Source organism: Janthinobacterium sp. Bl 1, assembly GCF_058215535.1.
Window position 1 is genome coordinate 4549085 of the sequence record NZ_CM177086.1, and the last position, 12326, is coordinate 4561410.

Annotated in this window: 10 protein-coding genes and 1 riboswitch; of the genes, 6 read left to right on the forward strand and 4 right to left on the reverse strand. The window is 64.0% G+C overall.

Annotated elements, in window-relative coordinates:
• Positions 1 to 47: 47 nt before the first annotated feature.
• The 3 genes from AC4BCN_RS20480 to AC4BCN_RS20490 all read right to left on the reverse strand — a co-directional run bounded on the left by AC4BCN_RS20480 (position 48) and on the right by AC4BCN_RS20490 (position 4872).
• On the reverse strand, positions 48 to 1622 hold the full coding sequence (locus AC4BCN_RS20480; RefSeq protein WP_490491620.1) for a methyl-accepting chemotaxis protein: 1575 nt from the start codon (positions 1620 to 1622) through the stop codon (positions 48 to 50).
• Positions 1623 to 1744: 122 nt separating this feature from the next.
• Positions 1745 to 1942, reverse strand: a complete 198-nt coding sequence (locus AC4BCN_RS20485; RefSeq protein WP_010399555.1) for a hypothetical protein — start codon at positions 1940 to 1942, stop codon at positions 1745 to 1747.
• Positions 1943 to 2037: 95 nt separating this feature from the next.
• Complete coding sequence (locus AC4BCN_RS20490) at positions 2038 to 4872, reverse strand: M16 family metallopeptidase (RefSeq protein WP_490491621.1); 2835 nt, start codon at positions 4870 to 4872, stop codon at positions 2038 to 2040.
• Between the two features lie 185 nt (positions 4873 to 5057).
• Positions 5058 to 5208: riboswitch (FMN riboswitch) on the forward strand.
• A 95-nt stretch (positions 5209 to 5303) separates the two neighbouring features.
• Here AC4BCN_RS20490 and ribB point away from each other — a divergent pair.
• Positions 5304 to 5951 (forward strand): 3,4-dihydroxy-2-butanone-4-phosphate synthase, encoded by a 648-nt coding sequence (gene ribB, locus AC4BCN_RS20495; protein WP_490491622.1) that lies wholly within the window; start codon positions 5304 to 5306, stop codon positions 5949 to 5951.
• A gap of 4 nt (positions 5952 to 5955) precedes the next feature.
• Here the strand turns inward: ribB and AC4BCN_RS20500 are convergent, their stop codons facing one another.
• Positions 5956 to 7308, reverse strand: coding sequence for an MFS transporter (locus AC4BCN_RS20500; protein WP_490491623.1), 1353 nt, complete (start codon positions 7306 to 7308; stop codon positions 5956 to 5958).
• A gap of 115 nt (positions 7309 to 7423) precedes the next feature.
• On the opposite strand from AC4BCN_RS20500, the gene AC4BCN_RS20505 reads away from it, so the two are divergent.
• From AC4BCN_RS20505 to AC4BCN_RS20525, 5 genes are all read left to right on the forward strand, one after another.
• Positions 7424 to 8299 (forward strand): LysR family transcriptional regulator, encoded by an 876-nt coding sequence (locus tag AC4BCN_RS20505; protein ID WP_070302052.1) that lies wholly within the window; start codon positions 7424 to 7426, stop codon positions 8297 to 8299.
• Positions 8300 to 8360: 61 nt separating this feature from the next.
• Positions 8361 to 9179 (forward strand): MlaE family ABC transporter permease, encoded by an 819-nt coding sequence (locus AC4BCN_RS20510; protein ID WP_128142558.1) that lies wholly within the window; start codon positions 8361 to 8363, stop codon positions 9177 to 9179.
• A gap of 52 nt (positions 9180 to 9231) precedes the next feature.
• A complete protein-coding gene (locus AC4BCN_RS20515; RefSeq protein WP_034749726.1) occupies positions 9232 to 10242 on the forward strand; it encodes an MlaD family protein in 1011 nt (336 codons plus the stop codon).
• Positions 10239 to 10910 carry a hypothetical protein gene (locus tag AC4BCN_RS20520; RefSeq protein WP_139089843.1) on the forward strand — a complete coding sequence of 224 codons (672 nt, stop codon included), beginning with the start codon at positions 10239 to 10241 and terminating at the stop codon, positions 10908 to 10910. Before AC4BCN_RS20515 ends, AC4BCN_RS20520 begins: the two co-directional genes overlap by 4 nt.
• 87 nt (positions 10911 to 10997) lie before the next feature.
• On the forward strand, positions 10998 to 12326 hold the full coding sequence (locus AC4BCN_RS20525) for an ATP-binding protein (protein WP_490491624.1): 1329 nt from the start codon (positions 10998 to 11000) through the stop codon (positions 12324 to 12326).

Below are 12326 nucleotides of genomic sequence, written 5' to 3' on the forward strand. Positions count from 1 at the left end.
AGAGTTCGACAGATGGTCAGGCGATAAGTTCCCGTTATGACGAAAACTTAGTGGGCCAGCCGGCGCTCGGCCGCCTGCGCCGGGCGTGGCGTCCCTGCCACTGCGCCCACCTTGAACACGCTGACGATCTGCGCCAGGCCCGCCGCCTGCTCGTTCATCGCCTGCGCCGCCGCCGATGCCTGCTCGACGAGGGCCGAGTTTTGCTGCGTCATGTTGTCCATCTCGACGATGGCCTGGTTGATCTGCTCGATGCCAGCGCTTTGCTCGGCGCTGGCAGAGGAAATCTCGGCCACGATATCGGTCACGTGCTGCACGCTGGAAACGACTTTTTCCATCGTCTCGCCGGCCAGCGCCACCAGTTTTTCACCGGCTCCCACTTGCTCGGCGGAACTGTCGATCAATTGCTTGATCTCCTTGGCGGCCGCGGCCGAACGCTGCGCCAGGTTGCGCACCTCGCTGGCCACGACGGCGAAGCCACGGCCCTGCTCGCCTGCGCGCGCCGCTTCCACGGCCGCGTTCAGGGCCAGGATATTCGTCTGGAAGGCGATGCCGTCGATGACGGCGATGATGTCGCCGATCTTTTTCGACGAGGCATTGATGGCGCCCATGGTGTCGACCACCTGGCTCACCACGCCGCCCGCCTGGCTCGCTACTTGCGAGGCGGAAATGGCCAGCTGGTTCGCCTGGCGCGCATTGTCCGCATTCTGGCGCACGGTCGACGTCATCTCTTCCATGGTCGACGCCGTTTCTTCCAGCGAACCCGCCTGCTGCTCCGTGCGCGCCGACAGGTCGTGGTTGCCCGAGGCGATCTCGCCCGACGCCGTGGAAATCGATTCCGCATCGGTGCGCACCTGGCTCACCAGATGGGCCAGGTTATCGCGCATGGCCTTGATCGCCATCAGCAAACTCGACGTGTCGCCGGGGCGCGTATCGATGTGCGTGGTCAGGTCGCCCTGGGCGATTTGCGCCACGATGGCCGCTGCATAGTCGGGTTCGCCACCGAGCTGGGCCAGGATGCGGCGCAGCATCAGGGCCGCCAGGGCCCCCACCACCAGCATCAGCGCCCCGCCGATAGCCAGCAGCACGCCCGCCTGGGCCCAGAATTTGTGGTTGATGTCATCGATATACGTGCCCGTGCCGATCAGCCAATCCCACGGCGCAAATTTCACCACGGCATACATCTTTGCCACCGGGTCCTTCAGGCCGGGGCGCGTGCCGTCCGCCTGCACCAGGCCGATGCGGCTGGCGGCCAGGGCCACGCGGTAGCGGTCGCCCGACTGCTTCATGTTCTTTTGCGGCACGCCGATGCGCGACGCATTCGGGTGCACGTACAGCAAGTCGGTGCTGAAATCGCGCACGAAATAATACATATCGTCCTTGGCGAAGCTGCCGATGGCCAGTTTGGCCTGCTGTTGGGCCTGCTCACGCGTGAGCTTGCCCGACTGTTCCAGCGCATACGCTTTTTCCACGGACGCGTTGGCCAGCTCCACCAGCACCGTCAATTGCTCGACCCTTTCCGCCATCATGGTCTGGCGCAAGGAATACAGGGAGAATGAAGCGATGAGGACGATGCCCAGCAAGGTGCTGAAACACAGGAGGAGAATGCGCGAACGGAGTGTCATGGGTGCCTGGAAATAAATAGAAGAATTAATTGCCCAATGGAAATCTTTTCAGAAAAGCAAAACGGGCGGCGCTACCGAGCTGTGCCCGGCAGGCACCGCCCGCTGTAAGTTCGTGTTGAAGGTCAGGCCAAGGCTTCCTTGGCCGCCTCTTCCGGCGTCAAGCCGTCGTAGAACTGGTCGGTAAACCACTCGACCTGCTCTTCGATGTGGTCCTGCGCCTGCGCCACGGTGGCGCCGCCAGCCACGAGGAAGCCTTCGACCTCGATACACCAGTTGATCAACTCCAGGGTTTCCGGATCGAGCTCTTCTTTCTTAGCCATCGTATTTCCTTGCTTGTTAAATTGCGATATCACATCAATAAGCGGCAGTTTAACAGCTTCGCCACGCTGCCGCCCATGCAGATCAAACACGACGGTTACTTGGCGGCAACGTTTTTGCGTTCCGGATACATTACCACCTGCACATAATTGTGCATGTCCAAGTAGCGCTGCGCCGCCAGCTTGACGGCTTGCGGCGTGATGGCGCGCACGCGCTGTTCGTAGCGCAGGATATGCGCGGGGTCGCGTCCCTGCGTCACGGAACCCATCAGCTGACTCATCCAGTAGCGGTTTTCGCGCAGCGACTTTTGCTGGCGCGTGATCCAGTTCAGCTTGACCTTTTCCAGGTCGGCCGCCGATGGCCCGTCCGTCTTCATCTTGTTGATTTCGGCAAACGCGGCGGCGATCACCTTGTCCACGTTTTCGGGTCCCGTCGGCAAGTTCAAGGCCACCGAATAATGGCCATACGGGTGCTGGCCCATCGAGGTTTCGAAGCCGCCGCCATAGATCATGCTCATCTTTTCACGCAGCACTTCGATGACTTTCAGGTTCAGCACTTCGCCCAGTGCCTGCAAGGTCAGCTTTTGCTCATCCGAATACGCCACGTCGCCATTGAAGGTGATGGAAATCGTGCTCTTGGGCTCGCTACCCATGTAAATCTCCTTCTTGACGACCCCGGTCACCGGGCGCATGCCCACGTCGCGGTAGGCATGCGGCACGTCGCCCACGGGCAAGGTGCCCAGGTAGCTGGCGATCAGCGGCTTGATCTTGTCGAGCTCGAAGCTGCCCGCGAAGATGAAGGTCATGCCGCGCGCGCTGGAAAAGCGCTGGCGGAAGATGTCCAGCGAACGGTCCAGGCCCACCTTGTCGAAGTCGGCCGCGCGCGGCACGCCATCGACGCGCGGGTTGTCGCCAAACATGGCGTGCTGGATGGCGTCGTAAAACACGGCTTCCGGCTGCGCCATGCTGTTTTTCGCCAGGTCCTGCTGCTTGCCGATGAAGGACTGGTACAGGCCCGCATCCTTGCGCACGTCATTGAAATACAAATACACCAGTTGCAGCATGGCTTCCACGTCGGCGCTGCTGGCCGAGCCGCCAAAACCTTCGCTCAGCTCGCCCAGCGACGCGCCCACGTTGACCGTTTTGCCGGCCAACACTTTTTGCAAGTCCAGCGGCGCCAGGTCCTTCAAGCCCATGCTGCCGACCACGGCGCTGGCGTAGCGGGCGTTGTAGATGTCGGCGTCGCCAAACAGCGACTGGCCGCCGAAGCGCGTCGAGCCCATCAGCACCTGGTCATTCTTGAAGTCCGTCGGTTTCAGCAGCACGCGCACGCCATTGCCCAGGGTCAGTTCCGTCACGCCGATGGCGCTGTTCAACTTTTCCGAGACGATGCCGCCGCCAGCCGGCGGGCCATCCATCAGCTTGCTGGCCAGGACTTTTTCCGTGCGCGGCTCGACCTTTTGCTGCTCGGCCTTCGCCACGGCGTCGAGCAATTGCTGCTGCGTCGGCACGCTGGCACCCGGTTTAGGCTCGGCGCCCATGAAGACCACCAGTTTCTTTTGCTGGTCGGGAATCACCTTGGCCACCGTTTCGTTGATTTCCTGGAGCGTTACCTGCGGCAAGAGTTCCTGCGCGTACAGCAATTCATTGGCGATGCCGGGGATGGCTTCCTGCTCCAGGAAGTTGCGCGAATACTCGGCCACGAAACCGGCCGAATCGGACTTGTCGCGTTCGCTGTAGGCGCGCTCGTAATTACGCAGCATGTCCTTGCGCGCGCGGTCCAGCTCATCCTGGCTGAAGCCGAAGCGGCGCGCCCGCTCATCTTCCTGCACCAGCGCATCGACAGCCGGTTGCACGCCGCCCTTGCCCAGCAAGGCATACGCGCTGAACGATTCATAGCCGCGCACCAGCTTGCCCATGCTGCTGCCGCCCTGAATGAACGGGGGATTGACTTGCTGCGTCAATTCCTGCATGCGCGCGCTGAGCATTTGCCCGTACAGGTTTTCGATCATCTGGCGGCGGTAGTCGGCGATGGTGACAGGCTCTTGCGCGGCGCGGATCGGGTAGCGGATGAAGACACTGTCGTCCGGCGCTTCCTTGTCCGTGATCACCAGCGCTTCCGTCTGCGAGCGCTGCGGCACTTCCGCATACAGGCGCGGACGCGGTTTCGCGGGATTTTTCAGCTTGCCGAAATGCTGGCGGATCAGCTTTTCAGCCTGTTTCGGCTCCACATCACCGACCACCATCACGGCCATCAGGTCGGGACGGTACCAGTCTCTATAGAAACGCTTGATGGCTTCCGGCTTGAAGGTTTTCAGCACGGATTCCTTGCCGATCGGCATGCGTTCCGCATAGCGCGAACCGTTCAGCAGCTTCGGATACAAGACCTTGTTCATGCGGTCGCTGGCGCCCTTGCCCAGGCGCGCCTCTTCCAGCACGATGCCGCGCTCGCTGTTGATGTCGGCCGGGTTAAATTTCAAACCATGCGCCCAGTCTTCCAGCACGAGAAAACCTTTTTCCAGGTTTTCCTTCTTGTTCGTGGGAATCGGCAGCACGTAGACGGTTTCATCGAAACTCGTGTAGGCGTTCAAGTCGGCGCCGAACTTCACGCCGATCGATTGCAGATATGAAATCAGCTCATTGCGCTTGAAATGCGTGGAACCGTTGAAGGCCATGTGTTCCGTGAAGTGGGCCAGGCCTTGCTGGTCGTCATCTTCGAGGATGGAACCGGCTTTCACCACCAGGCGCAATTCCACTTTCTGCGCGGGACGGGCATTTTTCTTGATGTAATAGGTCAAGCCGTTCGGCAGTTTTCCAACGGTAACTTCTGGTGCCAGCGGCAGGGGATCGCTCAAACGGATTTCCGCCTGGGCCATGCAGGCGCACGCCAGCAAGACGGCGCCCGAGATCAGGCGTAATTTACTCAGCTTCATGTATTCTCAACGGTAAGATTCAGTAAGCGTACCTTACACTGAAATCCTGTTTCCGCCATTAAAAACAGCTTAGGAAAAACTGCTTTCCCCAGGCAACTTTGCCGAATAACAAACTCAGCAGTGCCCTGCCCCTTTTTTTCAATTGTGCTAAAGTATTGCCGCCGGTCATGTGGACCGGCACAACAATACGTCTTCGGGGCGGGGTGCGATTCCCCACCGGCGGTAAGACCGGCAACGGTCAAGCCCGCGAGCGCCTGTCCAACTCCGTTTGGCAGGGTCAGCAGATCTAGTGTGAACCTAGAGCCGACGGTATAGTCCGGATGAAAGAAGATGTGCAGTAAACGCGATGTCCGCTCGACCTGTCGATGCGGCCGGCTGCGTCTATTCGCTTGCCCTGCAGCGTTTTTCGCCTATGCGAGGAGCGTTTCACCATGTTAGTCAACAGCTATACCCTGCTTTCCAACGACCTCGAAGGTCGCATCCAATCCGCCCTGGCCGCCATGCGCGCCGGCATTCCCGTCATCCTGCTCGACGATTTCGACCGTGAAAACGAAGCCGACCTGATCCTGTCTGCCGAGAAACTCACGCACGAAACCATGGCCCTCTTGATCCGCGAATGCAGCGGCATCGTCTGCCTGTGCCTGCCGACGGACGTCGTCAGCGCGCTGGAATTGCCACCCATGTCGTCCGACAATGGCAGCCGCTACGGTACGCCGTTTACCGTCTCCATCGAGGCGCGCGAGGGCGTCACGACGGGCGTGTCGGCCGCCGACAGGGTGACCACCATCCGCGCCGCCATCGCGCCGAACGCCAAGCCCGCCGACCTGGTGCGCCCCGGCCACGTGTTCCCCCTGCGCGCCGCGCCCGGTGGCGTGCTCGAGCGCCGCGGCCATACGGAAGGCTCCGTCGACCTGTCGCGCATGGCGGGCCTGAACCCGGCCGCCGTGCTGTGCGAGCTGATGAACCCGGACGGCACCATGATGCGCGGCGACGATATCGAGCGCTTCGCCGAACTGCACGGCATGCCGATACTTACCATCGAAGAACTGGTGGAATGGCGCAGCACGCGCAAGCAATAAACTGTCAGGCGGCGACGGCCTTCGGCAAATGTACGTGTTTGTACACGAGGCCCGCCGCCAGCCCATACGCGACGGCAATCGTCGCGTAAGCCAGCGGCAAACGCAGCGACCAGTCCTGCACCATGTGCAGGATGCTGCCGATCAGGGCCACGCCCACGAGCGCGCCGATTTGCCGGTTCGCATTCAGGGCCGCCGCCGCGCTGTTCGCATGCTGCTTGCCGGCCACCCGCATCACGGTGGCCGTCATGGCGGGAATGGCGATGCCGATGGCCACGTTCATGACGGCCGTACCCAGCGCCAGCAGCGCAAACGGCGTGCCCGGACGCAAGCCCATCAGCAACAGCGCCATCATCGCTCCCACCAGCAAGCCGGCCAGCATGGGCAAGCGCGTGCCATGGCGGGCCGCAATACTTCCCGCCATGAAATTTCCTACCGTATAGGCCGCCATCATGGGCAGCAGGCGCAAGCCCGACTGCAAGGCGTCGGCGCCGCCCGACTGCTGCAGGAACAGGCTCAATAGGAACAGCTGGCCGAAGACGCAGAAATTGATCAAAAAACCCACGCCATTGGCCGCGCCAAAGCTGCTGCTGTGGAACAGTGCGCGCGGCAACAGCGGATGGCTGCCACTGCGCTCGCGCCGCAGCAATTGCCCGGCCGATAGCACCGTCAATGCCACCGCCGCCAGCACGCCGGGCGACAGCCAGCCCAGCACGGGCCCTTCGATCAGCACGAAACTGAGGCCCGCCAGCGCCGCCACGCCCAGCGCATGGCTGAACAGCGACAGATCGCGCGACTGGCGCGCCGGTGCCGCCAGCAGCAATTGCGCCATGACGATGGCCAGCACGCCCAGCGGCACGTTCACCCAGAACACGCTGCGCCAGCCGAACTGGTGCACGAGGATGCCGCCGATCAGGGGGCCGGATGCACCGGCCACACCCACCAGCGCCGACCAGGCGCCCAGCATGCGCGTGCGTTCGCGCTCGTCGTCAAAGCTGTGCGTGAGCAGGCTGAGCGAACTGGGCATGAACAGGGCCGCGCCCGCGCCCTGCAGCAGGCGCGCGGCCGTCAGGAAATGGCCATCGGGCGCGGCGCCACACAGGATCGAGCCGAGCAGGAAGACGCCGAGGCCGCCCTGGTACACGGCTTTCGGCCCGTAGCGGTCGGCCAGCGCACCGCCTGCCAGCAGCAGCGCGGCAAACGTCAGGGTGTAGCCGTCGACCACCCAGACCAGGCCCGTCAGCGGTATGGCCAGGTCCAGCGCGATATCGGACAGGGCCACGTTGACGGCCGTGACATCGATCATCGCCATGACGAAGCCGAAGGCCAGGGTCAGCAGGATCAAGCCGGGGGCAGACATAATATTCCTTGCAGGGACAGCGGGGCAGCCATTATGCGAGCGTTGCATGATGCAGTAAACAGGCATAAAATCGGCACCATGATGTAAAAATGCATCAGCAATCACAAGGAAACGGATGGACTGGGATAACGCACGCATCTTTCTCGCCATCGGCCGGGCCGGCACCCTGCGCGGCGCGGCCGCCCTGCTGCGCATCGATCAGGCCACGTGCGGGCGCCGCCTGGCCGCGCTGGAAAGCTCGCTGGGCGCCACCCTGTTCCTGCGCACGCCGTCGGGCTACGTGCCCACGCCGGCCGGCGAGCTGGCGCTCACGGCCGCCGAAGCGATGGAGCGGGCGGCCGACAAGCTGCAGCGCGAGATGCAGGGCGTCGACAACCGTCTGTCCGGCCTGGTGCGCGTGGCCACCACGGACACCATGGCCAGCCATTTCGTCATCCGCGCCATGCAGCAGCTGCACGCGGCCCACCCGGACATCCGCATCGTGCTCAACGTGGCGCCCGCGCTGGCCAGCCTGACGCGGCGCGAAGCGGACCTGGCCGTGCGCGGCGTGCGCCCCACCGACCCGGACCTGATCTCGCGCCACCTCGTCAAGCGCAGCCTGGGCCTGTATGCGTCGAAAAGCTACCTGGCCGAACGGGGCGAGCCCGTGCGCGGCACGGCACTGGCCGGCCACGACATCGTCATCTACCACCATTCCGTGACGCCGCGCCATGGCGAGAAAATCGCTGGCGAATCCGTCGCCAACGCCCGGGTCGCCATGGAAGTGAATTCGGCGGCGATGCTGCAGGAAGCCACGCGCGCGGGCCTGGGCGTGGCCGAGCTGGCCACCCACCTGGGCGACATCGACCCGCAGCTCGTGCGCATCTGGCCCGAGCGGGCGGAAGCGTACGACGTATGGCTGGTCATGCATGCGGACCTGAACCGCTCGGCCCGCGTGCGGGCGGCGGCCGACGCGATTATCCACAGCGTCGCCAGCGTGGCCGGTCAATAAAGGGCCTGCCGTGCACGGCTGCACAATCGCTTGTAACGAACGCATCCAATGTTAAGATGCCATGATGACCCTATCCGTCTCCCTCATCATCAGCCTGCGCCGCCTGCACCGGGCCACCATGGCCTGGCTGGTCAGCTGGTGGCGCATGCTGCATTTCGCCATCCTCGTGTTTTCGCTGGCCCTGTCGCCATCGAGCTATAACCGCGACAACCGCCCCATCCTCGCGCACCGCTTGGTGACGAACACGGCGCCCAATCTCGTCTGGTTCAGCGTCGCCTGCGCGCTCGTCAGCCTGGTGCTGATACGCATCGTCGTCGTCAGCGCGCAAAGCTACGGCCTGTCGCGCTATGCGCTGGAAATGGTGGTGCGCGTGCTGGTGCTGGAACTGATCCCCCTGACGGCCGCCCTGTTCGTCGCGCTGCGCCTGACCCTGCCCGACGGCATTGCGTTCGCGCAAATGCGCTCGTCCGGCATGCTTGAGAAAATGCAGCGCCAGGGCGTCGACCTGCTGCGCCGCGAATACTTTCCGCGCGTCATGTCCGGCATCTTCGCCGTGTGGATGCTGGCCATCGTCAGCTGCGTCACCTCGCTGATCCTCGCCTACATCACCATCTACGGTTTTACGCCGTGGGCGCTGCAGGGCTACACGCGCGTCGTGGGACAGATCTTCAATCCGGCCGTGGCGCTGATCCTGATGCTCAAGGTCATCTTCTTCAGCTTTGCCGTGGCCCTGATCCCGCTGGCCTCGTCGTACTATCCGGAAGAACCGCACGGCCGGCGCAACCGCCTGTGGGCCGCGCACGGCCTGTCCGAAATGCTGCGCCTGTTTTCCGTCATCCTGCTGGTCGAAGTGGCTTCGCTGATGGGCAATTACTACTGATGCCCGCCACCGCCCAGCTAACCTTGAACCACCCATACCAGAGCCAGAAGCCATGAGCCAACCTCAAAATCCCGACCAGACCGACGTCACGGCGCCCGACGCTGTGCTGCCCGCCCCGCCGCCCGTACGCCACGCCGAACTGAAGGCGGCCATCCTGCTCGTCTTCATGTTCGTGCTGGTGGTCGGCTCCGTCGTCTACCTGATGTATGCGCGCGGCGCCTTCGAAGCCACGCAAACCCTGGTGCTGACGGCCGACGATTCGGACGGCGTCGGCGTGGGCGCCGACCTGACCTTTTCCGGCTTTCCCATCGGCCGCGTGCAGCGCATCGAGCTGGCGCCGGACGGCCGCGCGCGCGTCATCATCGACGTGCCGCGCAAAGACGCGCACTGGCTGCGCACCAGCTCCATCTTCACGCTGGAGCGGGGCATCGTCGGCGGCGCCAAGCTGCGCGCCTACAGCGGCATCCTGACGGACCCGCCGCTGCCCGACGACGCCACGCGCGACTTGCTGGTGGGCGACATGGCGGCGGAAATCCCCCGCCTGCTGGCCGCCGCCAAGGACTTGCTGAACAACCTGGGCAACCTGACGGGCACCGATTCCGCGCTCGACGGTACCATGCGCAACGTGCAGGCCGTGACGGGCAAGCTCAGTGGTCCGGGTGGCGCCATGGGCTTGCTGACGGGCGACGACAAGCAGTCGCGCCTGCTGATCGAACGGGCCAACGCCCTGCTGATCACGGCGGACCAGCTGGCGCGCCGCACGGATGGCCTGGTGGCCAATGCCGACACGCGCGTCTTCGGCGACAAGGGCGTGATGACGGATGCGCAGGCGACCATCGTGCAGCTGAACGCCCTGCTGGCCGACACGCGCAACAGCCTGAAAAAAGTCGATGCCGTGCTGGTCGAAGCGCAAGCCGTGGGCGCCAACGCCAAGGCGGCCACAGCCGACCTGGGCCCGCTGCGCGCCGACGTGGAAAGCAATCTGCGCAAGGTCGAGCAGCTGGTCAATGAAATCAACCGCAAATGGCCGTTCAAGCGCAATCCGGAGATCAAACTGCCATGATAAAACTCAACGCCACCTTGTCCGCACTGACCCTGGCCGCGCTCGCCGCCTGCTCCAGCGGCCCGCCCGTGCCGGACTGGAAAATGAATGCGCAAAGTTCCGTCGAACGGTTCCAAGCGGCTTATTTGAGCGGCAACGCCCTGGTCGAGCAGACGGAATTCCGGCGCGCCCGCAGCCAGGTCGCCGGCACGGGCAAGCTCGATCTCGTGGCGCGCATCGAACTGCTGCGCTGCGCCGCACGCGTGGCCAGTCTGGCATTCGAAGACTGCGCCGGCTTTGAAGCTCTGCAAGCCGACGCGACGGACGCCGATCGCGCGTATGCGGCCTGGCTGGCCGGCAAGGCGCAGGCGGCCGACGCCGCCCTGCTGCCGGAAGCGCAGCGGGCGGCCGCCAGCGCCAGCTCGGATACGGCAGCCGCCAGCGCCGTGGCCGCCATCAAGGAACCGCTGTCGCAGCTGGTAGCCGCCGGCGTGCTGCTGCGCTCGGGCCGCGCCACGCCGGAGCTGCTCGATACGGCCGTGGCCACCGCCTCTGACCAGGGCTGGCGCCGGCCGCTGCTGGCCTGGCTGGGCGTGCAGCGCCTGCGCGCCGAACAGGCGGGCGATACGCAAGCGGCGCAGCGCATCGCGCGGCGCATGGCGATCGTCGAGCAGCCGCTGGCCCCTTGAGCGCGCCGATGACGGCCCAAGGCAGGCAGAATCAGGCATAATCGAACCAGGATGACATCAATGCCGTGCAGGCCGCGAGGTGTGACAATGCAGTTCGAGGATTTCGACCTTTCTACTCCCGATACCGGCCGGCATGCCGGGACGGCGCCCGATGCCGACGCCCCGGCCGCCACGGCCGTGCGCCTGCAATACCTGCTCGACAATACGCCCTCCATCATCTATTGCACCGTGCCCAGCGGCGACTTCAAGATGACGTTTGTCAGCAACAATGCCCTCAATGTACTGGGCTACCAGCCCGAGGAAATGGTCGCCGATCCCAATTTCTGGTTCGACCACATCCACCCCGACGATGCGCCCGGCATTTTTTCCAGCCTGGCGCAGATCTTCGTCGAAGGTGCGCGCGCCTATGAATACCGCTTCCGCGTGCACGACGGCAGCTACCTGTGGATGCACGACAGCCTGCGCCTCGTGCGCGACGAGCACGGCGTGCCGTTCGAAGTGATCGGCTCGCTGACCGATATCACGGAACGCAAGCGCATGGAAGCGATGCTGCAGGCCCGCGGCGAAGAGCAGCAACTACTGATCAGCAAGTTGCAGGAAGCGCACGACCAGCTGCTGCAATCGGAAAAAATGGCCTCCATCGGCCAGCTGGCGGCCGGCATCGCGCATGAAATCAATAACCCGATCGGCTTCGTCAACTCCAACATGAGTTCGCTACAAGGCTATGTCGGCACCCTGTTCGGCGTGATCGGCCAGTATGAGGCGGCGATGCGCGAGACGCCCGACGGCCCGGCCCTGGCCGCGCGCGTGGCCCAGGTGCGCGACCAGGCCGACCTCGCCTTCCTGCAGGACGACATGGTGGACCTGGTGCGCGAATCGATGGATGGTCTCAAACGCGTGCGCGACATCGTGCAGTCGCTGAAGGATTTTTCCCATGTGGGCGAGACGGACTGGCAAGTGGCCAGCCTGCACGCTGGCCTGGACAGCACCCTCAACATCGTCGCCAACGAATTGAAATACAAGGCGCGCATCGAGAAGCACTATGGCGAGCTGCCGCAGATACTCTGCCTGGCCTCGCAGCTGAACCAGGTGTTCATGAACCTGCTCGTCAACGCGGGCCAGGCCATCAGCAGCGATGGCGTGATCAGCATCCGCACCGGCCACGCCGGCGACTGGGTGTGGGTGGAGATCGGCGACACGGGCGCCGGCATCGCGCCCGAGCACCTGAACCGCATCTTCGAACCATTCTTCACCACCAAGGCCGTGGGCAGCGGCACGGGCCTCGGCCTGTCGCTGTCGTACGGCATCGTCAACAAGCACGGCGGACGCATCGAGGTGGCGTCGGAAGTGGGCCGTGGCACGCGCTTTACCGTGCACCTGCCCGTCTCGCCGCCGGCGGCCCCGCCAGCGCCCTAG